At 42.3% G+C, this 23,700-nt stretch carries 29 protein-coding genes; 28 read left to right on the top strand and 1 reads right to left on the bottom strand.

Features of this window, described 5'->3' with window-relative positions; translation table 11 throughout:
- Position 1: 1 nt before the first annotated feature.
- From CHL1_RS03995 to CHL1_RS03960, 10 genes are all read left to right on the top strand, one after another.
- Positions 2–2,242 carry an AAA family ATPase gene (locus CHL1_RS03995; protein WP_250934749.1) on the top strand — a complete coding sequence of 747 codons (2,241 nt, stop codon included), beginning with the start codon at positions 2–4 and terminating at the stop codon, positions 2,240–2,242.
- A 297-nt stretch (positions 2,243–2,539) separates the two neighbouring features.
- Positions 2,540–2,704, top strand: a complete 165-nt coding sequence (locus CHL1_RS03990; RefSeq protein WP_250934747.1) for a hypothetical protein — start codon at positions 2,540–2,542, stop codon at positions 2,702–2,704.
- The gene (locus tag CHL1_RS03985) at positions 2,694–3,089 is read left to right on the top strand and encodes a RusA family crossover junction endodeoxyribonuclease (RefSeq protein WP_250934745.1); all 396 of its coding nucleotides are present in this window, start codon (positions 2,694–2,696) and stop codon (positions 3,087–3,089) included. The genes CHL1_RS03990 and CHL1_RS03985 overlap by 11 nt, the downstream gene beginning before the upstream one ends.
- Positions 3,086–3,274, top strand: a complete 189-nt coding sequence (locus tag CHL1_RS03980; RefSeq protein WP_250934743.1) for a hypothetical protein — start codon at positions 3,086–3,088, stop codon at positions 3,272–3,274. The genes CHL1_RS03985 and CHL1_RS03980 overlap by 4 nt, the downstream gene beginning before the upstream one ends.
- A gap of 23 nt (positions 3,275–3,297) precedes the next feature.
- Positions 3,298–3,429 (top strand): hypothetical protein, encoded by a 132-nt coding sequence (locus tag CHL1_RS18300; RefSeq protein WP_276520472.1) that lies wholly within the window; start codon positions 3,298–3,300, stop codon positions 3,427–3,429.
- Positions 3,426–3,914 carry a helix-turn-helix domain-containing protein gene (locus CHL1_RS03975; RefSeq protein WP_250934741.1) on the top strand — a complete coding sequence of 163 codons (489 nt, stop codon included), beginning with the start codon at positions 3,426–3,428 and terminating at the stop codon, positions 3,912–3,914. The genes CHL1_RS18300 and CHL1_RS03975 overlap by 4 nt, the downstream gene beginning before the upstream one ends.
- Positions 3,911–4,321: a dATP/dGTP diphosphohydrolase domain-containing protein gene (locus CHL1_RS18470; RefSeq protein ID WP_420840479.1), complete on the top strand. Its 411-nt coding sequence runs from the start codon at positions 3,911–3,913 to the stop codon at positions 4,319–4,321. Before CHL1_RS03975 ends, CHL1_RS18470 begins: the two co-directional genes overlap by 4 nt.
- Positions 4,318–4,650, top strand: a complete 333-nt coding sequence (locus tag CHL1_RS03970; RefSeq protein ID WP_250933969.1) for a hypothetical protein — start codon at positions 4,318–4,320, stop codon at positions 4,648–4,650. Before CHL1_RS18470 ends, CHL1_RS03970 begins: the two co-directional genes overlap by 4 nt.
- A gap of 103 nt (positions 4,651–4,753) precedes the next feature.
- Positions 4,754–4,981 carry a hypothetical protein gene (locus CHL1_RS03965; protein ID WP_250933968.1) on the top strand — a complete coding sequence of 76 codons (228 nt, stop codon included), beginning with the start codon at positions 4,754–4,756 and terminating at the stop codon, positions 4,979–4,981.
- Entirely contained in the window at positions 4,978–5,493 is a 516-nt protein-coding gene (locus CHL1_RS03960; RefSeq protein ID WP_250933967.1) for a DUF1492 domain-containing protein, read from the top strand. Before CHL1_RS03965 ends, CHL1_RS03960 begins: the two co-directional genes overlap by 4 nt.
- Positions 5,494–5,550: 57 nt before the next feature.
- Here CHL1_RS03960 and CHL1_RS03955 read toward each other — a convergent pair whose 3' ends face one another.
- The gene (locus CHL1_RS03955) at positions 5,551–6,324 is read right to left on the bottom strand and encodes a hypothetical protein (RefSeq protein WP_250934739.1); all 774 of its coding nucleotides are present in this window, start codon (positions 6,322–6,324) and stop codon (positions 5,551–5,553) included.
- 199 nt (positions 6,325–6,523) lie between these two features.
- Here CHL1_RS03955 and terS point away from each other — a divergent pair, with 199 nt between their 5' ends.
- The 18 genes from terS to CHL1_RS03865 all read left to right on the top strand — a co-directional run bounded on the left by terS (position 6,524) and on the right by CHL1_RS03865 (position 23,699).
- Positions 6,524–7,225, top strand: coding sequence for a phage terminase small subunit (terS, locus tag CHL1_RS03950; RefSeq protein ID WP_250934737.1), 702 nt, complete (start codon positions 6,524–6,526; stop codon positions 7,223–7,225).
- Positions 7,212–8,573 (top strand): PBSX family phage terminase large subunit, encoded by a 1,362-nt coding sequence (locus CHL1_RS03945; protein WP_250934735.1) that lies wholly within the window; start codon positions 7,212–7,214, stop codon positions 8,571–8,573. The genes terS and CHL1_RS03945 overlap by 14 nt, the downstream gene beginning before the upstream one ends.
- Positions 8,558–10,021, top strand: a complete 1,464-nt coding sequence (locus tag CHL1_RS03940) for a phage portal protein (RefSeq protein ID WP_250934733.1) — start codon at positions 8,558–8,560, stop codon at positions 10,019–10,021. Before CHL1_RS03945 ends, CHL1_RS03940 begins: the two co-directional genes overlap by 16 nt.
- Positions 10,021–11,226 carry a phage minor capsid protein gene (locus CHL1_RS03935; RefSeq protein WP_250934731.1) on the top strand — a complete coding sequence of 402 codons (1,206 nt, stop codon included), beginning with the start codon at positions 10,021–10,023 and terminating at the stop codon, positions 11,224–11,226. The genes CHL1_RS03940 and CHL1_RS03935 overlap by 1 nt, the downstream gene beginning before the upstream one ends.
- 357 nt (positions 11,227–11,583) lie before the next feature.
- The gene (locus CHL1_RS03930) at positions 11,584–12,150 is read left to right on the top strand and encodes a phage scaffolding protein (RefSeq protein ID WP_250934729.1); all 567 of its coding nucleotides are present in this window, start codon (positions 11,584–11,586) and stop codon (positions 12,148–12,150) included.
- Between the two features lie 15 nt (positions 12,151–12,165).
- The gene (locus CHL1_RS03925; protein ID WP_250934728.1) at positions 12,166–13,047 is read left to right on the top strand and encodes a hypothetical protein; all 882 of its coding nucleotides are present in this window, start codon (positions 12,166–12,168) and stop codon (positions 13,045–13,047) included.
- Positions 13,048–13,059: 12 nt separating this feature from the next.
- On the top strand, positions 13,060–13,389 hold the full coding sequence (locus CHL1_RS03920; RefSeq protein ID WP_250934726.1) for a head-tail connector protein: 330 nt from the start codon (positions 13,060–13,062) through the stop codon (positions 13,387–13,389).
- Positions 13,386–13,799, top strand: coding sequence for a DUF6751 family protein (locus tag CHL1_RS03915; protein WP_250934724.1), 414 nt, complete (start codon positions 13,386–13,388; stop codon positions 13,797–13,799). Before CHL1_RS03920 ends, CHL1_RS03915 begins: the two co-directional genes overlap by 4 nt.
- Positions 13,800–13,801: 2 nt before the next feature.
- Positions 13,802–14,134 (top strand): minor capsid protein, encoded by a 333-nt coding sequence (locus CHL1_RS03910; protein WP_250934722.1) that lies wholly within the window; start codon positions 13,802–13,804, stop codon positions 14,132–14,134.
- Entirely contained in the window at positions 14,131–14,556 is a 426-nt protein-coding gene (locus CHL1_RS03905; RefSeq protein WP_250934720.1) for a chloramphenicol resistance protein, read from the top strand. The genes CHL1_RS03910 and CHL1_RS03905 overlap by 4 nt, the downstream gene beginning before the upstream one ends.
- Before the next feature lie 4 nt (positions 14,557–14,560).
- On the top strand, positions 14,561–15,067 hold the full coding sequence (locus tag CHL1_RS03900; protein ID WP_250934711.1) for a hypothetical protein: 507 nt from the start codon (positions 14,561–14,563) through the stop codon (positions 15,065–15,067).
- 11 nt (positions 15,068–15,078) lie between these two features.
- Positions 15,079–15,480: a DUF6673 family protein gene (locus tag CHL1_RS03895; protein WP_250934709.1), complete on the top strand. Its 402-nt coding sequence runs from the start codon at positions 15,079–15,081 to the stop codon at positions 15,478–15,480.
- Positions 15,477–16,070 (top strand): bacteriophage Gp15 family protein, encoded by a 594-nt coding sequence (locus tag CHL1_RS03890; protein WP_250934707.1) that lies wholly within the window; start codon positions 15,477–15,479, stop codon positions 16,068–16,070. The genes CHL1_RS03895 and CHL1_RS03890 overlap by 4 nt, the downstream gene beginning before the upstream one ends.
- A 188-nt stretch (positions 16,071–16,258) precedes the next feature.
- Positions 16,259–19,327, top strand: coding sequence for a peptidoglycan DD-metalloendopeptidase family protein (locus CHL1_RS03885; protein WP_250934699.1), 3,069 nt, complete (start codon positions 16,259–16,261; stop codon positions 19,325–19,327).
- On the top strand, positions 19,320–20,183 hold the full coding sequence (locus CHL1_RS03880; RefSeq protein WP_250934697.1) for a phage distal tail protein: 864 nt from the start codon (positions 19,320–19,322) through the stop codon (positions 20,181–20,183). Before CHL1_RS03885 ends, CHL1_RS03880 begins: the two co-directional genes overlap by 8 nt.
- 1 nt (position 20,184) lies before the next feature.
- The gene (locus CHL1_RS03875; protein ID WP_250934695.1) at positions 20,185–21,249 is read left to right on the top strand and encodes a siphovirus ReqiPepy6 Gp37-like family protein; all 1,065 of its coding nucleotides are present in this window, start codon (positions 20,185–20,187) and stop codon (positions 21,247–21,249) included.
- Positions 21,249–23,369: a hypothetical protein gene (locus tag CHL1_RS03870; protein ID WP_250934694.1), complete on the top strand. Its 2,121-nt coding sequence runs from the start codon at positions 21,249–21,251 to the stop codon at positions 23,367–23,369. Before CHL1_RS03875 ends, CHL1_RS03870 begins: the two co-directional genes overlap by 1 nt.
- Before the next feature lie 9 nt (positions 23,370–23,378).
- On the top strand, positions 23,379–23,699 hold the full coding sequence (locus tag CHL1_RS03865) for a hypothetical protein (RefSeq protein WP_250934692.1): 321 nt from the start codon (positions 23,379–23,381) through the stop codon (positions 23,697–23,699).
- Position 23,700 lies beyond the last annotated feature (1 nt).

Below are 23,700 nucleotides of genomic sequence, written 5' to 3'. Positions count from 1 at the left end.
CATGGAGTACCATAATGACTTACTAGAACTACTGGATCATATCGACCCATCTGCTTTGGAATACCAGGAATGGATCAATGTCGGCATGGCACTAAAGGATGCCGGCTATATGGCATCCGATTGGGATGAATGGTCTCGCCGAGATTTAAGGCGGTACCATGCAAATGAGTGCTTCAAGAAATGGGACACTTTCCGGGGAACTTCCCAACCGGTGACAGCTGGTACGATTGTTCAAATGGCAAAAGATCATGGCTGGTCCCCAGATCGTGGCGGCCATGAGTTGGAATGGGACGATATCATTGGAGCCAGGGACGAACTGGTGGTCATTGATAAAAACTGGGTGGAAGGCAAAGAAGTAGCTGCCCCGGATGACTGGAAGCCAGTTGATCAGCTGGTAAAGTATCTTGAAATCCTGTTTGAAGCATCTGAAAATGTCGGCTATGTAACCGACACCTGGGAGAAGGACGGGAAATATCTACCGACAAAGGGATGCTGGGATCGTACTGCCGGCGAACTGATCCAGCAGCTGAATCAGTCTAAAGGTGACATTGGTTCGGTTCTGGGAGACTGTAAACCCGAAGCCGGCGCGTGGATCCGCTTCAACCCTCTGGATGGCCAGGGGTGTAAAAATGAAAATGTCACGGATTTCCGTTATGCACTGGTTGAATCTGACACCATGGAAATCGACAAGCAAAACGCCATCATTCGTGAACTGGAATTGCCGGTGGCGTGTCTGGTGCATAGCGGGAAAAAGAGCCTGCATGCCATTGTAAAAGTAGAAGCTGGGAGTTATGACGAATATCGAAAACGAGTAGATTACCTTTATACAGTTTGCCATAAAAATGGCTTGAAAATCGATAACCAAAACCGCAACCCTTCCCGTTTATCACGGATGCCGGGAATCATGCGAAACGGCCAGAAACAATTCATGGTTGACACCAACATCGGGAAAGAGAGCTGGAAGGAATGGCAGGACTGGATCGAGGCCGTGAATGATGATCTCCCAGAGCCGGAGAGCATTGCTGATGTTTGGGATGATCTCCCGGCGCTGTCTCCACCATTAATCCATGACGTATTAAGACAAGGTCATAAAATGCTACTGGCTGGCCCGTCTAAGGCTGGAAAGTCGTTTGCCCTCATCGAGTTATGTATTGCCATTGCCGAAGGCCAGAAATGGCTTAATTGGGAATGCGCCCAGGGGAAGATTTTATATGTCAATCTGGAATTAGATCGGGCTTCCTGTCTGCATCGATTCAAGGATGTATACCAGGCACTAGGCTGGACACCCAATAATTTAAGCAATATTGATATCTGGAACCTCCGGGGAAAGTCAGTCCCAATGGATAAGCTGGCCCCTAAGTTAATCCGGAGAGCACAAAAGAAAAACTATATCGCCATTGTCATTGACCCGATCTATAAGGTCATCACCGGTGACGAAAACAGTGCCGATCAGATGGCTAATTTCTGTAATCAGTTTGACCGGGTGTGTACAGAACTTGGCGCCGCAGTGATCTATTGCCATCATCATTCAAAAGGTGGCCAGGGCGGTAAAAAGTCCATGGACCGGGCCTCTGGTTCCGGCGTATTTGCCCGGGATCCGGACGTGCTCATTGACTTGATCGAACTTGATCTGAATGATAATTTACTTAAACAGGAAGAGAATAAGGCAGTTTGTAAGGTCTGCAAAGATTTCCTTGAAAAGCATGTGACCGATTGGGATGACGATGTTTCCCAGGATGATCTACTCAGCGAAAAGGCGATGTTAGACATCAGTAAAGAGCTTTTAAATAAGGCGCAGTATCAAAACCTTCAACAGTTCATTGAACCCGCCAGAAAAGCCGTACACGGCCGTACAGCGTGGCGAATTGACGGCACACTTCGAGAGTTCCCTAAGTTCCCAGCGGTAAATCTGTGGTTTGATTACCCGGTTCACAATGTGGATCATGTCGGGGTACTGAAAGATGTGGATACCGACGGAGCGCAGCCGCCATGGAAGAAGAATTTAGCAAATAAGAAAACGCCTGAAGATCGAAAAAAAGAGCGACTTGATTCATTGGAAACAGCTATCAAATGTTGTTCGTTTGATAACGTAGCGACGGTAAAATCATTGGCTGAATACATGGGTAAGTCTGAAAAAACTGTTAGACGAGATGTAAAAGAGCACCCTGATTATGAGATTATTCAAGGGGAAATCAAAGAAAAGGACAGGGACAAAGTCGAAGAAATGTCAAATGTCAATTAATGTAAATTAGGGACAAAGTCGAGAGGGACACGTGTCCCTTTGGGACAAACCCCGATAATGTCCCTGTCTGTCCCATTTCACTTTTAGGGACAAAGTCGAGAAATGTCCCGAGAATGTCCCTAGGGACAGGGACAGGGACAAAGTATATATATATATATATAATTGTCTGTCCCTCCGGTCATGGGGGAACAGAGGAACAGGGGCTATGAGCTTCGCCCCTGTAACCCTCGGTCCCCTATCCCATGACTAAAAGTTTTTTCGCTAAATTAAAAAAGTAAGTTAGGAGAGCAAAACAAAATGAAAAATGAGAAAGAATATATATGTGTAAAAAAATGCCCGGAGCTGGATGAGGATAATTTACCGCATTGTGTTACAGAAAATCCAGACATGGCGTTTAAGCGTGTAGGGGGTTTATGTTTTACGGGGGAAGTTCCCGAATGGGAGATTATCAATGACAACTGAATTCTTTATGGCAATCGTCCCACCAACTAAAACGCATCAGGAAAAACAAGTCAGAGTCGTAAAAGGTAAACCAGTGTTTTATGAGCCGGCTGAACTTTTGGCAGTAAGGCAGAAATTAGAAGCGCACCTGGCAAAGCATGTACCTGGAGAAAAATACACTGGCCCGGTTCGGCTCATGACAAAGTGGTGCTTTCCAAATGGGAAACATCCACCTGGTACGTATAAAACGACTAAACCAGACACCGACAATATGGTCAAGACGCTGAAGGATGTCATGACAAAGCTGGGATACTGGGTTGATGATTCTCTGGTGGCATCGGAGATCATTGAAAAGTTCTGGGCTGCTGTCCCGGGGATCTATATCAGAATCGAGGAATTGGAATGATTTATCTGATTGCCACCGCTGACGATCTGGAATTACCACTGGCAACCGCCGGATCGCTCAATGAGTTAGCTAAAATGTGCGAGGTGAGAGTTCCGTATATCTGCCGGATCATCAAGGACCACAAAGTGACGAAGCGGTACCAGGGAGTGCCAGCGAGGATTTATAAATTTATGGAGGATGACTAATGAAATATGATAACTAGGAAAATATGAGTGAAACCGCAAAGATAAATGCAATTCAAGAAGAACTTTATCTCGAAACTCACAATGGAACAACAAAAGCTGATTTATTGCTCTTGCTGAAATGGCTATTTGATCAATTTGAAGTGGTGCAGTCATGACCTTGCAAGAACGATTAAACCAATACATGGAAAAATATTGTTTATCAGGTGCTGAAGCAGCCCGGCGAATCGGTACGCATCCGTCGCAAGTATCACAGATTCGCTTGAGAAATGTTTATACCCCGGCATTAGCCGAAAAAATATACAAGGCATTCGGTGACGAATTTCGAGAATATTTTGAATATGAAAAGTGTCCTTATTGTGGCAGCGAGTACCTACCAAGAGACGAACGGCAAAAAACATGCTTGTCCGACGAGTGTGTGAAAAAGCATCGGGCCGAGGTCGTGAAAGAATACGAACGAAAAGTAAATTCGGGCGAACATGTCATGAGGACGTATAATGAGCGGCGACCGAAGAAAAAGAAATATTTGGTGCTCGAGGACGTGAAACCGCCGGTCACGTTTACAGAGTTTAACGAACGGGCCAGATCCCAGGGCCTAAGTTACGGGCAGCTTCAGGGGCTGGAAAGGTTAGGGTTGAGATGATTATGCCGTGGGAAGAAGACAGAATATGTGAAGACTGCCAGTACTGGAATGGCGGCGAATATCACACAACCTGCGTTGGTTGTAGGGGTGGTTACTATTGGCACCCTGCCGAAGTTGATTTGAATGTGATCGATTATTCCGCTAAGGCAGACAACGGCAAGCCACGGCCAACATTAGTACCACCGTCACTAATCCGGGCCGTGACAGCGATTCGTGAGTATGGATGCCAGAAATACCATGACCCCGAGAACTGGCGAAAGGTTGAACCACAACGATACCAGGACGCTTTATACCGGCATTGGTTGGCTTACCTGGAGGGTGAGGTTAACGATCCAGAGAGTGGGTTGCCACATATTTGGCATTGCGCTTGCAATATTGCGTTTTTGATTGAGATGGAGGAAGTATGAGTGAAAAAATATTAATGAGAAACTGCCAGACCTGTAAAAATTATAAGATTGGCATTGACGGCGTCTGCAAAGATTGCACGTTACATCGAGCACAACCAAATTATTCAAATTGGGAATGGAACGGGATTGAAAGTGGGTGCGAGTTTTGTAATATACAAAACTTTAATGACAATGCAATTGTTGAAAGCCGGGACTTATTCATTTGTGCAGGAGTAAAAGATGACAAAATAATAATATACTACGCTGACTCTCAAAATGAAGCATCGTTTGATATTGGTGAGGTTCATTATTGCCCGATGTGCGGAAGAAAGCTGAGGGCTACTGAATGACACCCGAAACAATTCACGATATTTGTGGTCTTTTGACCTGGATCTCATTGATGGCCACAATTTTAGTTTATCACTGGATTAGTTTGAAGTATGGAGGTGACGAATGAAATATAAATGCATAAATGAATTTGAGATACAAATGTGCGATGACGATTGTTTCATGATAGATAATGATTATCGCAATGTACCTGCTGGGTCAATATGGGAGGTAAGCGAGTCTAATCTTCTTGGTGGAGAAGTCCATCTGGTTTGCATAAGCGGTTGTGTCGATTTTGGTTGGATTGAGATTACGAATGAGCATCTTGAAGAAAATTTTATGGAGGAAGTATGACACCAGAAGAAAGACAAGCAAAAGTAAAATGGTTAAGCCGGTACCGGATCTTGGAAAATCAGATTAAGCGCCTGGAAGCTGAAGCCGAACGGTGGCGGTCCCGGGCGGCGAATACAGTACCCGCCCCGGTACATTTTAAGTATTATGACAGCAACAATAAAAACGATCAGAAATTTCTTGCTGCAATGACACGGCAAGAGTTGAGACGAAACAACATGATGCCGGTTGTGGTCCGTGGGTCAAGTGGGTTAGGAATCGACGACTGCATAGCTGAAATTTCAGACATACAGTGCCAAATCAAAGAGAAAATCTCACAGTCGACAAAAGTTAGGTCGGATATAGGAAAGGCCATTGACGGAGTCCCTGACGATAAATTACAGTTGGTGCTTTATTACAAGTACGTGGACGGATTGTATCTTGAAGAAATATGTTGCAAAATGAAGTATTCTTATCAGCACGCTAAGAGATTGCACAACGAAGCAATAGCAATTTTGAAACATGAGCCACAATGAGCCCTATGATCGTGGTATTATGGTAATATGAAATAACTGTTTAAATTTCATCGAAAACTAAGGTCTTTTTAAAAAAGGAGATTCTGTCTTTGGTAGCTTCGCCACAACTACGTGGGACACTTCAATATTGCAGATATTTCCTTTTTTATTTCCCCTATGTTCTGGTTTGTACTTCTCTTGAAAATGTATATATTTTTTTAGCGTTATTAATAATTCATGTGCTATTTGTCGAGACATTGCTAGATGCAGATTCTCAAAAGGTATTTCTTTATCAATGCCTTTATATTTAGCCAGAAAACTGAAGGAATTTTTGGTGAGCATACAATATTTTTCATCAAGCTGTGGATCAATATGAGCGCCACCGTCTTGATTTGCTAAATAATGAACAAATTCTTTTCTAGTAAAAGATATTCCACTAGCAATAAATATTTTATGCGTCCACCAAGTATCAAAGGTTATCCAATTATCGCTTTCTGTATTTTTCATTTCATCGAGAACAGGTAAGTAGGTGTTAATGTATGTTCTTTTTAAAACATGAGGATCTGGGATTGTAACAACAGATATAGGGCCCATGTAATATTCTACTTCCTCTTTTAAAAAGTTTGCCGTATTATAGTATTTAATTGAATCCTTTATTCCAATTTGTTTCAAAAGGCTTATTGAAGTACGTGTATCATGTAATAATACTCGAATTGTAGTAGCTAATCGTTTAGCTTCTGAAAAATAACCTTTGTCAAATTCTTCAGCAGATTTTATCAAAAAATGTATCTGCTCATTTAAAATGCTTTTGTATTCAGATTCAACACGAATATTTGTTTTATGTTTAGCCATTGCTTGTTCCCCCATATTTTTGATTTTATGATACACTTTTACTGTGTTAATTCAAAGTATTTTATTTAAAAGATTCTTAGAGCGCTGAATAATTGAGTGCTTTTAAAAAAATTACACAAAATAACCATTATGAAATAAAAGGCATCTGCAAGGGTGTCTTTTTTAATACCACGAAACGAAACAAATGAGGTGAGGTGAATTGAGTGAAGACTTAAGAGATAAGGCATTTAAAGATTATGAAGCCGGCATGAAATACAAAGATATTGCTGAAAAGCACGGTGTTAGCTTGTCAGCCGTAAAGTCTTGGGCTTCCCGGTACTGGAAGCAAAAAGGTTGCAACCCTGCAACTAAAAAAGTTGCAACTAAGAAAAAAGGCGCACCAACCGGGAACAGGAATGCAGCTGGGCATGGTGGCACCGGTCCCCCTGGAAATAAAAACGCTGAACGCCATGGGTTCTATGCTAAATGGCTGCCACCTGAAACGATGGAAATCATTCAATGTATTGAGCGATCCAACCCTATTGATTTACTCTGGGATAACATCCAGCTTCAGTATGCCGCCATCATCCGGGCGCAAAATCTGATGTTTGTCAGGGATCAGGAAGATACAACTACTACAAAAATAGCTGAGAGCAGCGGCGACTCTTCATACAGTGAAAAATGGGAAGTCCAGCAAGCTTGGGATAAACATGCTAATTTTCTTCAGGCACAGTCCCGGGCCATGAAAACTTTAGAATCTATGATCAAACAATACGATGAGCTGACAAGATCCGGTATGGTCTCCGAAGAACAACGGGCACGGATCGATAAGCTGAAAGCTGATATTTCAAAAATCAACGGCGAGGGCGAAGAAATTGAAGACTTAACAGAAACGGACGATCTGATCTATGGCGATAAGTAAAAAAACGATCCCCTTTCGATTTTCAGATAAGCATATTGATTACATCCGGGCCTGTTCCCTGAATACCTTTAATTTCGCCGAGGGTGCCGTCAGAGCCGGGAAAACTGTTGATAATGTGTTTGCCTTTTCCCACGAAATTAAAACGACCAAAGATAAGATTCATCTGGCGACCGGCTCCACTGTTGCCAACGCTAAGTTAAATATCGGTGACGCCAACGGTTTTGGTCTTGAGTATATCTTTCGGGGGCAATGTCACTGGGGAAAGTACAAAGATAACGAGGCTTTATTTATCAAAGGGCCAGCGACCGGAAAGCGGCAACGAATTGTGATCTTTGCTGGTGGCGCCAAGGCAGATAGTTTTAAAAAGATCCGTGGTAACAGTTACGGAATGTGGATTGCAACAGAGATTAACCTTCATCACGACAACACGATCAAAGAAGCATTCAACCGACAATTGGTCGCTGATATGCGTAAAATATTCTGGGATCTTAACCCGGATAATCCAAATGCCCCGATATACCGGGACTACATCGACAAATATAAAGAGCTTGATGAGAAAAATATACTCATTGGCGGGTATAACTATTGTCACTTCACCATACATGATAATATCACTATCCCAGATGACCGTAAACGGGAAATCATCAGCCAGTATGATCAAAATAGCATCTGGTACAAAAGGGACATTGAAGGAAAACGCTGTATTGCCGAGGGCTTGATATTCAGGAACTTCTCAGATGATCCGGAGCGGTATATTCTCAAAGAGATTCCACAAGATATTAAGATCAAGCATATTATGATCGGTGTTGACTTTGGCGGTAATAAATCCAAAACTACTTTTGTTGCCACTGGTTTTGTCGGAAATTATCAAAAGCTGATTGTTCTGGATGACTACAAGATGAAGGGTGACAAAGGAACAATTGACCCGGATCGGTTAAATAAAGAATTTATTGAGTTTGTCCAACGGGTTCAGCAAGGTTACCCCACCTCACCTATCCTTTATGCTTTTTGCGACAATGAAGCCCAGACGCTGATCAACGGAATGCGTGCTGCCATCTTAAAATCAAAATTACCAATCAAAGTAGTTGACTGTGAAAAAGCAACCATCATCGAACGGATCTATACTTTAAACGGCCTGATTAACACAGGGCGTTTTTTTGTTATGTCCTGTTGTAAGCACGTGATCAAAAGCCTACAGGAACAGGTGTGGGATCAGAAAAAAGAAAATGATACACGACTGGATGATGGAACCTGTGATATCGATACCGCCGATGCTTTAGAGTATAGCTTCAGCAAGTTCTTAAAAGCCTTTGCACTGATAGGAGTGAAAAAATGGATGAACGATTAAGAGAATTTATAAAAAATAAATACGGCTATGAGATCAGCTCTGGCTATTACAATGAAATCTCAGAATGGGAACAATGGTGGCGTGGATTCCAGAAAGAATTTCATGAGTACACTTTTAATAACGGGATCAATGTTACCAAGCAGAAAATGTTCACTCTGAAAATGGCTAAAAAGATTTCTGAAGATTGGGCGGCATTGCTGCTAAATGAAAAAACAGAGGTTGTTCTGGATGATGAACACACTTCACAATTTTTACAAGGCGACAACGGTTATGGTGGAGTATTTGGCCAGAATGATTTCTGGGTACAAGGGAACGCCCTGGTCGAAAAGGCTTTTGCATTTGGTACGGGAGCCATTGCTGTCAGGATAATGAGCGCAAAAACAACCGATTCTGGGAACATCCTAAATTCACCAGATACCAGAATTAAACTTAATTATATCCCAGCCAGTAAGATCATCCCGCTTTCCTGGGATAATGGCGATATCAAGGAAGTCGCTTTTGCATCTAACGTCATTGTAAAGGGGAATCCATTTCTGTACTTGGAAGTGCATCACCGTAATGATGACGAAACATACACCATCGAAAACCATTATTTTAATATTAAAAACACTTTTGTTGAGGCTCCCCTTCCCCCCGGGATGGTTCCCCGTTTTTATACCGGATCAAAAGAACCGCTGTTTGCGATTTTCAAACCAAACATTGTTAATCCTGTGAAGGGATCGGGGGCGTTTGGATATTCTGTCTACGGCAATGCAATTGATAATCTAAAAGGCGTTGATCTGGCTTATCATAACCTGTGTTCAGATTTCAGACTGGGCACAAAAAAAGTATTCATGAATAAAAGCCTGCTTATGATGACCGATGATGGTAAAGAGATTCCTCCCGATGATATTAATCAACAATTATTTTCACACGTTGGCGATGGTATGGAATCCGGGCAGCTGATCCAAGAATTTAACCCGACTCTCCGAGTTGCCGAAAATGTTTCAGGAATTCAGGCGCAGCTTGATTATTTGAGTTTCAAAGTCGGATTCGGTACGAAACATTATCAATTCAATCTGAGCAGCGGATCTGGTGCAGTAACAGCTACCCAATACGTTGGTGATAAGCAGGATCTGATTCAGAACATCAATAAGCATTATATTTCTATGAAAGATAGCTTAACCCAATTGATCCGGGGAATCCTTACGATCGGTCAAAAGGTTATTGATCCTAAAATAAAACCGGACGCTGAAATTGTCATAACTTTTGATGATAGTTTCATTGTTGACAAGGACTCAGAACTCTTGTCGATGCAGCAGGATGTTGCCAGCGGTTTAATTCGTCCTGAGATTTATCTTGCCAAGAAATATGGCGTTACTGAAGAAGAAGCTTTGAAGATGATGCCGGATGCCAGTTCAACTGTTCAAGATAATCCTTTTGATCAAAGGGATCCGGGTACTGAATAATGCTGACACCTGAGCAATTGCAAAACATCCCTGATTATTTTGTTAATCTGTATCAGGAGCTTGAACAGTTTATTATTGCGGATCTTGCCAGAAGAGTCGGGAAAGCCGGGGCAATAACAGATACGGCTGAATGGCAGGCAATCAGGGCGCAAGAAATCGGCATGGCCATGTCAGATATCAAAAGCGAAATAAAAAGAGTTACAGAGCTATCTCAGGGCGAAATTGATGCTTTATTTAGTAGTGTTGCAGAGTTATCTTTGCAAAATGATGCCCCCATATACGAGCAAATGGGCAAACTAGCCCCTAACTTTGAAAAATCCGAGACATTGCAGAACTATGTAAAAGCTGCCCAGGAACAGACAAAAGGTGAGCTCTTTAATATGACTCAGTCCATGGGATTTGCCAGGAAGTTTGGCGATAAGATCCAATATCTTTTAACATCTCAGTATTATCACAATGTTTTAGATATGGCTCAGTTTCAAGTATCTACTGGTGTTCTGGATTATCAAACTGCTACCAGGCAGGCGGTCAAGCAAATGAGTCAAAGCGGTGTGCGCTGGGTTGATTTTGAATCTGGATGGCGTAACCGGGTTGATGTTGCTGCCAGACGGGCGATCATGACCGGTGTAAATCAGATGTCTAGCCAGTTTAATGAACAGGTGGTTAAAGATTTAGGCGCTGAATATGTGGAAGTTACCGCCCATCCCGGGGCAAGACCGGATCATGCTGAGTGGCAAGGTAAAGCTTATAAGATCAGCGGATCAGCGCCAGGGTATCCCAATTTAATGGAAACAACAGGACTTGGAACAGGTTCGGGGCTGTGTGGTTGGAATTGCCGGCATAATTATTATGCTTTCTTCCCAGGTATCTCAGTTCCTACCTACACCAATAAGCAGCTTAAAAAGCTTGATAATGATCCGATTTCTTATGAAGGAAAGATCTACACCCACTATGAAGCGACCCAGCAACAAAGGAAAATTGAAACAGCCATGAGAGAAACAAAAAACGAATTGATTGGCTACAATGCGTTGGGTGATAAAGAAGCATTCACAACTGCTAGTATTAAATTTCAGCGACAAAAGGAATTTTACAGGGATTTCAGTAAAGCTGCCGGCCTTCCCTATCAAAATGATCGGCACCAGGTCGTAAAATATGATCAAAGTATTGCCCAGAAGAGCGTTTGGGCGAATAGAAAAGCTCAGTAAAAGGAGGGCGCTGTGAATGGCTGCAACTTAACGAACTGTACGCATAATCGTTCTGGTACTTGTCTGGATTCAGTCTTAAAAGATCCATACCGACAAACCGGATGCCTTTATTACACTGGTATTAATTTTCAGGATTATCCGAAATCAGAAACTGATTGTAAATTTTGTATTGATAGATGGTCCTGCCAGTACAAGCATGCTGACATATGCTTAAGGAAGGAGTGATCCTCATATCTCCCGTAAGATCTGGGTTAAGGTCTTATTTTTACGCCTATTTTTGACCGTTCCGATGTCGTAAAACTACGGAAACTATGGGAGCGACCCCGTAAAAAGCGTAATGTTTGGAAGGAACAACTAATGAAAAGAGAATTTCTTGAAGGCTTAGGCCTTGAAAAAGAAGCAATTGATAAAATCATGGCTGAAAACGGCGTTGATATTGAGAAACAAAAGCTGGAAACAACAAAGGTAACTGAAACACTTAAGGGCGTTCAGGCTCAACTGGATGATGCCAATAAAGCGATTAAAGGTTTTGAGGATCTCGATGTTGAAGGCATTAAAAAAGCTGCCCAGGACTGGGAATCAAAGTATAAAACCGATACCGAAACACTAAAGAAGCAGATCGAGCAGAAAGATTACGATCATGCCGCTGAGGCCTACCTGGGTAATTATAAATTTACCTCAGATCTGGCAAAAAAAGCGGTTGTTTCTGAGTTTAAAGAAAAGGGTTTTAAGTTTGAAGACGGTAAATTCCTAGGGGCTGATGATTTCATGAAAACAGTTCAGGAATCAAACCCTGCAGCATTTGAAGTATCTGAGGGTGACGGCACAACCCGGGTAGATACTGGTGGGGATCATGGTGATGACGTGATTGGTGATAAATTCATTGAAAGCATGATGAAAGGTGCCGGATTAACTAAAGAATAAAAGGAGAAATAAAAAATGCCAAATAGTTTAGAATTTGCAAAGAAATTTGTCCCTGTCATTGACGGGATTTATAAAGCCGCTGGGCTTACTGAGGGGATGGATTCAGCAACTCAGGTGGATTTTACCGGGGTTAATGAAGTAAAAGTATTGAAAGTATCAACAACCGGCTTGGGGGAATATGACAGATCGACCGGTTACCCTGCGGGGGACATCACGGCAGCATGGGAAACCATTTCTCTGGCTGTTGAACGTGGCAAAGAATTATCTATTGACCGGATGGATAATGAAGAAACATTGGGCCTTGTGTTCGGAGAAGTCACTGGCCAGTTCATGCGAGAGTATGTCATCCCTGAATTGGATGCTTACCGTTTTGCAAAATATGCCAGCACTTCCGGTATTTCAGCAGCAACGGCAGCGATTCTCACAGCTTCTGACATTTTAGAAGCGATTGACGAGGCAGTACGTCAGATGGATGAGGACGAAGTACCACTGGAAGGACGACGCCTTTATATCAATAGTGACTTAAAACCGATCTTAAACGCCGCATTAACCCGTCAATTTGGGTCTGACAATGCGGTCAATACCGTTTTAAAAACTTATAACGATATGCCTATCGTTTATGTACCAAAGAAACGTTTTTACACAGCAATTACCCTTAATGATGGCTCTGCTTCATGGGGATATGCTAAGGGTGCAACTGCTAAAGATATCAATTTCATGATCATCTATCCACAGTCTATTTTACAGGCTAAGAAATTTGCATTGCCAAAGATCTTCACTCCTGATGAAAACCAGACAAAGGACGCCTGGAAATTCCAGTTCAGACTGTATCATGATTGCTATGTTTATGAAAACAAGGTCAAAGGTATTTACCTGCATCCTAAAGCAACAGCCTAATAGGTGGCTGTTATGGCCTATGTTGATTACACCTATTATACGGGTACTTACGGCGGGAAAATCAGTGATTCTGACTTTACCCGTCTTTCCCTTTTGGCCAGCATCTATATTGACACGATCACCAATAACAGAATCGTTGAAACAACCGAACCGGTAAAAATGGCATCATGTGCTGTGATTGATGCGCTTAAGAAACAGGAAACCCCAGAAGTCGCCTCTGAGTCTTCCGGAAAAGAATCCCGGTCTTATGTTCAATCAGGGAAAACCCAGGATCAAAAGCTTTATGCTGCTGCTTATCCCTGGTTGATTAATACCGGGCTACTTTATCGGGGGCTGACATGATTACCAATACTGATATTACCCTATACAACAAATACTATGACCGCACTATAGGCTATGACGTCTATAAGCGGTCATATCTTTATGGGGTCAATTGGCAGGGATCCCGGGCAGTAAATGTCGGTGATAAAGGGATCTTAACCGCTGATTTTACAGAGGTTTTTATCAACAAAGATACTGTGATTGTGGATAAAACATACCTAAAACCCAAGGCCTGGGCGAAATCTATCAACAAAAACGATCATTTCACCTTGAATGCTGGGGATATCATCGTTAAAGGCATTATTGACTATGAAATAGCAGCCTCATCAGCAAAGGAACTTATCAACAGTTATGATGATGTTTTGACCATCTTGTCGGTGGTTGATCTGTCAGAGACTTCCCTACCCCACTGGGAGATTGGAGCGAAATAACCATGGCAACCAAAGTAACCATTAACCTTAACTCAGCAGAAAAAATCCAGGTAAAGCGTGGGTTGAATGAAAGCGGACCAGTCCAAAAACATCTCACACATGAGATCAGACGGTTAAGTGATTCTTACGTTCCGTTTCGATCTGGACCCTTAAAAAACACAGCTATTGAAAAGCCGGATCGGATCGAGTACGTTACTCCTTATGCCAGACGCCAATGGTTTGAGAATAAAGGTAAAGGCTTACGAGGGAAGCAATGGTGTTTGCGGATGTGGTCAGATCGTGGGCCTGAGGTAGTAAAATCAATAGCTAATATGGCAGGAGGTAAAGTCAAATGACAGTCATTCAGTATATTCGTGATTTTATCAAGACTTGTCCTTATCTGGATGAATATCACCAGGGTATTGGCGTTGATTATCTCAGAGAAGACGCCACGGCCTACATGATCGAAAGTGTGCCGGCTGATCCCATCGTCAAGAAATATACGGATGGTGGATCTATTCGACAGTTTGCTTTCAACTTTTCCAGCCGTGAGCCTTATGGTTCTGATGTTCTTGAAAATCTGGATAATATCGGGTTCTTTGAACACTTTTCAGAATGGTTGGAGATCTGGACAGATTCCGGGGACTTTCCGGTCATGAATGAGAATCAGGTGCCTTTATCAATCCAGGCTACAACATCGGGATATTTGTTCAACAATGAATTGGACAAAGCCCAGTATGTGATTCAATGTAATTTTAAATATAAGCAGGAGGCTTAAATAAATGAGTGAAGTATTAGTAAAAAGAAGTGACAAGCTGGCCTTTTACGGAGTGCCAGCGGCCGGAACTGGGACCATCACCTATCACAGAATGAGAGGGTTTACCGATTCCAGTGTAAGTAAAAATGCGAAGGAATATAACCGGCAATATGTCGATGAGGATTCAGAAAGATCTGACGTTACAGGCTTCAGTCCTGCGATGTCTTATGAATTCGACCAGTATCTTGATAATCCAGTGCATGACGATATTGTAGCGTTGACCGACAACGAAACACTGGGGACTGCCGCAGTTCGGTCTATTATCATTGTGGATCTGACCGATTCAACAACTGCAGGTGAAGTAACAACCTATGCCGCCAGAAAACGAGACTATACCGTTATTCCTGACAGTGAAGGTGGTTCATTGGATGCCTACACCTACAGCGGCAATCTGAAATCAAACGGGCCTGTTGCTAAAGGAACCGTTACCTTGGATGCAGACAAGAAAATTGCCACATTCACAGCTGCTTAAGGAGATAAATCATGATTGAAATTAATGGAGTGGAATTAGATCTGGATTTGATGGACGCTGATGTCCTTGATTCGGTGCAGGATGCACTGGAAAACCTGACAATGGAAGCTGAACAAAGTGAAAGAGTCGGTGACCTTGTGCGACAACCATGTATCACCATCAATACTTTCTTTGATGCTGTATTTGGAGAAGGCGCTTCTGATGCTGTTTTTGAAGGAAAAATGAACCTTGTAAATCACATGGACGCATTTACTCAGGTTGTTTCCGAGATTGAAAAGGCACCTGAAACGATCAATGACCAGATGGATAAATACCTGAAGGTTGTAAAAAAGAAACCGGCACCCGTGAAACCTATGGATCATCTGCCCAAAACACGACCGGCCACTAAAAAGAAATTTACGTCGGTAAAATGAACCTGTTAACAAGGCAGCTCCCCCAATCGGTCGAGATTGATGGAGTTGAATATCCGGTTAATACAGATTTTAGATTAATGATCGAATTCGAGATCATCACCAACGGTCCCGGAACAACAGAAGAAAAAGGACCCAAGACGCTGGCATTAGTTGAGCGTTTTTTTAATGGTAGATATATTGGGAATCCTGACTCAGCCGTGGAGGCTTTTCTCTGGTTTTATCGATGCGGTGAAATCCCTAAGAAAAGCCGTGAGAATGCCCTAGAATCAATTAAAACGTCGCGCCCTGTTTATTCCTTCGATATTGACGGGGCGCTTATTTACGCGGCATTCATGGATCAATACCGGATTGATCTGGTCAATGTCGACTATCTGCATTGGTGGTCGTTTCGGTCACTGATGACTGCTTTACGGGATGATCACGAGTTTAAAAAAGTCATGGGTTATCGGGCTATGAAAATTGATAAAAACATGACGGCTGAACAACGAAAAGCATACAAGAAGTTAAAGCAGCTTTACCGGTTGCCGGATTACCGGACTGAAGAAGAGAAAGAAAGCGACTTTGCCAATAGCCTAGACGCTTTATTTTAGAGGTGATTGTTATTGAAAAGAAGAAAGTAAGATGCCCTCATTGTGGGCATGAAAATGCTCAGGTTCAGCAAGGTGAAAAGGCTAAAAGCCAGGATCTCTGGACTAAATGCAAAAAATGTAAAAAGGAATTTGAAATAAAACTCTAGTGCCACCGTGCCAATGTTTTACCGAAAAGGTGGTGAGAAACATTGGCAGACGGCAAAATTATAATTGAAACAGATCTTGATTCGAGTGGGATCAAGAAGGGTCTTTCAGATCTGGAAAAATCAAGTAAATCAGGAACCGATTCAATAAAAAACGGTTTTGATGATATCGGGAAGTCAACAAAAGGTGCTGGAAGTCAGTTATCCGAATTAGGCCAAACAGCAATGAACGGGTTGAAAGCTGTTGGCGGTGCGATTGCCGGAGCTTTCGCTGTTGAAAAAATTATCGAATTCGGCAAGGCGGCTATTGAAGCCGCAGGATCTGCAAAAGCGATATCTTCCCAATTTACCCAGGTATTTGGGGATTTGGAACCGGCAGCCCAACAAGCAGTTGAAAAAATGGCTGATAAGTTCGGTATGGTTCCAAACCGGCTGAAACCTTCCATGTCCCAGATGACATCGATGTTTAAGGGGTTGGGACTGGATACCGAAACGGCAATGTCCAAAGCGACCGATGCCGTTACAGCCAGTGCCGATGCTGCAGCGTTTTATGATGTTTCGTATCAGGACGCAAACAGCGCTTTAACGTCATTTATCAAAGGTAATTATGAAGGCGGTGAAGCCATTGGGCTTTTCGCCAACGATACCCAAATGGCGCAATACGCTATACAAAAGGGCTTAGTTGGCACGACCGCGGAATGGTCCAGTTTGGACGAAGCAACTAAACAGGCCACCCGTCTTGAGTATGCCCAGAACATGCAGAATCTTGCCGGCGCTACCGGACAAGCTGCCAGGGAGTCAGACGGATTAGAAAATCAATTAGGCAATGTCAATCAGGCATGGACTGATTTTCTGGCTATCGTTGGGGGTCCAGTCCTGGGGCTGGCTGTTGACGCATTAAAAGGCCTGACATCCGGTTTACAGTTAGCCGGTGAAGGATTTAAAACACTCGTTTCAAATGCTCAAAATATGGATTTCTCTGGCGTTGCCGCTGAACTTGAACCGTTTGGGGTAGAATTCGAACGCGTCAAAATGGTGGCTGTTGGTGCCTTTGAGGAAGCCAAAACAAAAGTCATGGAGGTTATGCCGCAAATCATTGAAGCGGTACAGCCGATCCTGGGGGCCTTCCAAAATCTATGGGAAAACCTGAAACCGGTATTTTTGTACCTGGTACAGGTTCTATATGAATCAGTTATCCCCGCCCTATCCGCTTTGTTCAATGCCTTCATGGAAAGCTTACCGGGGATCATTTCCTTTGTAGCGCCGATTTATGAGGTTTTGACAAATGTAATCAGCTTCGTTGGTAATGTAATTGGTATGATTATTGCATTGCTTCAGGGGGATTGGTCAACAGCCTGGCAGTTTGCAGGAACAGCTGTCCAAAATGTCGTTGATTCAATTGGGTCAATACTAAACTTCCTATGGAGTATCATTACTGGTATTTTAACCAGTATTGGAAATTCCATAGCAACAGCCTGGCAGGGTATTTATGACAATACAATTGGAAAAGTAACCGAGACAGCCCAGGTAGTAGCGACAAAATGGCAGGAAACGCAAACCGACTCTCAAGCAAAGTGGGCCGCCATTCAGAGTGATCTGGTCACAAAGTGGAACGAGATTTACTCAGACGTTTCCCAAAAGGTGCAGAATACTTTCCAATCGGTTGCAGATAAATGGTCTGCTACCAAGACAGATACTCAGGAAAAATGGTCTGCTATTAAGTCGGATCTGGCCACTAAATGGGGTGAGATTTATACCAACGTGTCCACTAAGGTTCAGGAAACATTTCAAAGTGTTGCCGATAAGTGGCAAGCTTCAAAGGATGATGCCCAAACAAAATGGGGCGCTATTCGTGACGATCTGACAACAAAAGCCGGTGAAATCTTTACAAACGTCACCAATAAAGCTCAAGAAATTGTAACTACTCTACCCGATAAATGGGAAAGCATCCGAAGTGGAGCTGCCGAGTTATGGGGCGGTGAAAATGGTATCGTCAAAACGATAACCAACATTGCCGATGATCTACCGGATGCTATTTATCAAATTGCTTACGATATGCTCACTAAGATTGGTGAGGGTATTACAGCAAATTTAAAAGCAGCAACTGATGCTGTTGGCGGTCTTGTTAAAACACTTAAAGAGACTTTTACAACAGCTTTGGGAATCCACTCACCATCAACTGTTTTTGAGGAATACGGTTATAATATCGTTCAAGGCTTAATCAATGGTCTTGACGCTGACAGCGTGATGAAATTCGTCAATAACATGGTAGAACAAATTAAGTCTGCTTTTGCGAATGGAAATTTCAACATGCAGGCAGCAATTGAGTTTCTTGGTTCTGGTGCTTTAGATTTCTTTAAGTCCATCGGAGTTGGTGGCGCTTCCATGGGAGATTTAACAGCTCCTGTCAGCGGGGGCGTTACATCAGGTTTTGGGTGGAGAGACCCGTTCATGACAGACAGTGGCGAGATGTCAAGTGATTATCATGCGGGAATCGATATTGGCGCCCCGTATGGAGCCCCAGTAGGAGCTGCTGGAGCAGGAACGGTAACCCAGGCAGGATGGAATGGTGGTTACGGAAATTCAGTAACAATCGACCACGGGAACGGGTTGGAAACATTCTATGCGCATTTATCGGAAATATTAGTCAACGTCGGGGATCTGGTAACAAAGCTGCAGACTATCGGACTTGTCGGGAGCACTGGTAATTCAACTGGACCCCATCTCCATTTTGGATTGAAGCAAAACGGCGAATGGATTGATCCTTCCGCCCTATTCGGTTTAGCGACAGGTACAAATCGGGTACCAAAAACAGGCCCTTATCTTTTGCATAAAGATGAGGCGGTTGTTCCTAAAAAATACAATCCGGCTTTAAACGGTAATGATGATCTTGTCAATAAACTACTGGCAGCAGTAGCTGCTGAATCCGTGAAATTTGGAAACAGTTTGTCTGCATCGGCATCGCTCAGCGCTTTGAATAATGTTTCAGGATCTACTACCACATCAACCACAACCGATAATTCCCAGACGGTATATATCAATCAGCCCATCGCTACATTGGCAGATGCTTACCGGGAAATGAAGATTCAGAGGAAGGAGGCTGTATTTGGATAATAAGCAATTAATTTTTACACTTGAATCAAACGGCAAGACACTTGAAATCGGTAAAGGCAAACCCTATCGATTACTAGAAGTTGAAGGAATTGAAAGCTCTGATTTTGAAGTGACTACATCTGATAACGCCACTTATGACGGTTCTTCCGTTGTGGGTTCTCGAATTCAGGAGCGCGTCATCTCATCCACAGCCGAATATACGGCCTTAGATGGTCAGGAAGAACTTCGAAGGCAGGAACTTATCAGTTTCTTTAATCCCCGCCACCCAGTCAAATTAAGTGTTGATTATTGTGGGGTAAAACGGTGGATCAATGCCAATATTCGAAGCTTCAAAGATGGGCGAAAAAACATTTATGAGCCGCTTTCGTTCCTGGTTGTTTTATTGGCACCGAATCCGTTCTTTCGGGGTGAAGACTTCCATGAAAATATGGCAGGTAAGTTTCCCCTACTCACTTCAAACTTTGCGATCCCAAAAACAAGTGGCGTTGCATTTTCAATGCGGATCTTTAAACAAGAAACAACCTTTACAAACAAAGGCCACAATTCTTGTGGTCTGATCTTAACCTTTGCGGCAAATCGTGGGATTGTGGTTAATCCAAAATTTATGAATCTTACCACAGGTGAGTATATCCGAATCCTGGTCACTATGCAATTAGGTGATATCCTGACCGTTAATACAAATCGAGGGAAAACCCGGATCGAATTGAACGGCGTAAACATCTCAAATAAAAAAGACCGGGCTTCAAGGTACTTTATGATCAACCAGGGGACTGTAGTTCTTAAATATGATGCAGATGATGGGTACACCAATCTTGATGTTTGGCTAAAATGGTCGCAGGAATTCCTGGGGGTGTAAAATGCTTGAAATTATTGTTCTGGATAAAGACTTCCAGGAACTTGGGAGCATCACAAGCTTTTCAGGGATCCAGTGGACACGTAAAACTCAAGGGCCTGGTAATTACAAGATGATCATTCTTGCTAATTATTTTGATTTAGTTATGGCCGGTGTATACCTGGTTATTGATGGCAAAGATGAAACCGGGATTGCTCAGGTTGTAGACTTTGACGAAATGACTAAAAAGGTTAATATATCCGGCTATTTCATTGAAAAGAAGCTAGATGACCGGGTAATTGATGTCACGCAGAATCTGACCGGTAATGTCGAAACAATTATTCTGTCGTTGATCACAACATTTGCAATGACAGGCGATCGTGCTATTCCCCTTCTTACCGCTGGAACAAATAATAATCTGGGGGAAAACATAACGCTCCAAACACGGGGTGATAGTCTCATGGAAAAATGTTATAGTCTGGCAAATACTTACGATATGAGCATTAAATTAGATTATGATTATTTGCAAAATAAGATTACTCCCAAAGTTTGGAAAGGCAAGGATCGCACCCAGAACCAGACAGAAAATAGTTTTGCTGTTTTCTCTGAAAATGAAGGTAATGTCCTGAAAGCGTCTTATTACAAAAATACGACTGATTATAAGAACTTTGCCTATATTGCTGGTGAGGGCGAAGGAGATGCCCGAGTCGTAACAACCGTTGATCTAAGGGAACCGGGCGAAGCTTTAAAAGAATTATGGGTTGATGCCAAAGATATCAGAAAAGAAACGGATATGACCGATGCCGATTATTTGGCAGCCTTACAGGCTAGAGGTCTTGAAAAACTTTCTGAGTATCGAATCATCGAAACCATTTCATTTGAGGTCAATGGAAATTCTAACCTGATTTACAAAACGGATTATGATCTTGGTGATAAGGTCACATATCAAGATGATACTCTGGGTGTTTCGATTGATTTGTTTATTACGGAAGTAACAGAAATTTATGAGAAAAATCAAATGCAAATTGTCTTGACTCTCGGAAATGAGAATAAGACAGAAATCGAAAAAATTAAAAGGGAGGTGTTATAGTGGCATTAAAATACGGAATATTCGAATCTGAATTTTTAGGCTTAGACACCAACAATATGCCAATGTATGACCGGGCAGTCGATGAATCGTTTCTTGAAATGTATTGTGGCGGTTTCTTTACTGATGGGATCGCAGTATTTGTTGAAAATTGTTTTCAGGTAATTTCAGAATTGGGAAACAAGATAACTGTAAAGCCTGGACTCGCATTGCTAAAAGGGAAAATGGCTTATGATCAGCTTGATTATACGGTTGACCTACCTACTTCCCCCGCTACATACAGCCGTTATGATCGAGTTGTTTTAAGGCGTGATAATGTGGCCAGAGAAATTAAGATTATGTTTTTATCTGGTGTAGAGAATGCCGCACCCGTAGCACCGGCTTTAGTAAGAACAGAAAATGTTCATGATCTGTGCCTGGCAACGATCCTTAGATCCCCGGGTGATACTGTCACGCAGGCAAAAATTACAGATGATCGTCTGAATACAAGCTTATGTGGAGTGATCGCTCCAAAGACGAATGTTCTAAATACTGAGGCTTTGTTTGCTCAATTTACAGCTGTTTTTAACGAATGGTTTAATGGATTGGGTGAAATATTAGATGAAAACGCAGCGGCAAATCTTCTTAATACGATTAACGACCACATCGCCGACACCAACCTCCACGTTTCGGTGGAGAAGCAGGCGGCGTGGGATAACCTAAAAACATTCCAAACCGCTGGAGGAACCGGAACGGCAATCACGCTGGCAGGGGTTGAGTTGGTTGACGGATTCCAAACGACATTTGTAATTAAAACAAACAATTCAGGCGCAGCAACAACAATTAACGGGAAACCCCTATACAAGCCCGGCACAACAACATCACCGAAACTTATTGCCGGTAAAGCGGCAACGGTTTGGTACAATTTGGCGGGTGATTGTTTTTTTATCAAGGCTAGTGCGGAGGGAACGGCGACAGCCGAAGACGTACTAGCACCCCATACATTTAGTAATGATGATGATATAGGACTGATAGGAACATTAGCATTAACTGGTGATGCAGTGGCTGCTGATGTTGTTGATGGGAAGATGTTTTACAGCGATGATGCAAAAAATAAATTGACAGGGACGAATCCATATAAAAGTGGCATGAAAATATCATATGACAATCTTATTCCTGAGATGCCACTTGTTCCGTATAAAGATTTAATTCCACAATGGATAACCAGTTTAGAATCAATGTATTTTGATGAACATTCAAATAGGCTTATGATCGAGGTTATAACAAGTGGAGAAAGAAGAATATACGTTTTTGATTCCGATGGTAATTGGTTGAATAATTTTATAATTTCACCTGCAAGTAGTGTTTACAGGGTTATTTTATACGAGAACAATTATTTTATTTTTTACAATGGTGGATGGGCTAAGCACAACCCTACTGGAACTTTAATAACTTCTGGTACAGATTTTTCGCTCAGAACTGGTGATACTGACTTAAGGGTAGAACGAGTTAGCGAACACCAGATTAAGGCTTTTCAAGCCGATGGATCGGTAAAACGATTCAACATGGCGACAATGACAGTTGATCAAACGATATCATTGCCAAATCTCTTTAGTGGTACTGTTCCATTTTTCGATGATGCAGGTAATTGGTATTATCACGCAGCATCAGCGCTAATAACTAAATTTAATGCAAATGGAGATGTTGTTTTTTCAGGTGCGGCGCACAATTTTGAAAATTTGTCTACTCCTACATATAAAGTATTTGACGTTGGTGCAAAAGTGATTGCTTCAAGAGTTTACAACGGTTATTTTAGAACAAAAATTGTTTCTACAAGTGATTGGAGCCTAATTAACAGTCAAGTCAGTCAGGTATCAACTGACACTGGGTTACAATGTGGGTATCCCAATTTAGCTAGCTCGAAGAAGCTGCTGTTTTTAAAAAGTACATCAACGTATTACCTTTACGCTATAAAGCTCGATGATCAGGCTCAGGGAATACAAAGCACATTTGGTCAAATACTCAGTACATCAAATATGGTTAATGGTTTATACGCCAATTCTGATGATGAGGTGTTTATTTCTTATTTAATTTCAGGATATCCCGCTGTTAAGAAACTGAAATTTAATTATCAATTATCGTAAGGAGGAAAAATGATTTATTTTAGAACGAACAAAGATTCAAATTTAGTTGAGCTGATCCATTATAAACCGTTTGATGAAAAGTATGGATTAGGCAAGACAGAAGAAGAACTCGGACTAGAAGGTTTTCTGGTTGAATCAATCCCGGAACCAGAAGAGATTGAAGGGAAAATAGCGGTTATGTATTATACAGAAGCTGACGGATTTATCTTTCAGTACGAGGATATTCCCAAAACCGCAGAGCAGATTCAGGCGGAAGCAATCGAATCACTTAGAAACGATTTAAATAGTGCCATCATTGAGTTATCAATGGCGATTGTGGGAGGTATGTAAA

The organism is Acetobacterium wieringae, assembly GCF_023700225.1.
GTDB classification, from domain to species: domain Bacteria; phylum Bacillota; class Clostridia; order Eubacteriales; family Eubacteriaceae; genus Acetobacterium; species Acetobacterium wieringae.
Note: the sequence above shows the minus strand (reverse complement) of the source record. Positions and strands in the feature narration are given on the sequence as shown.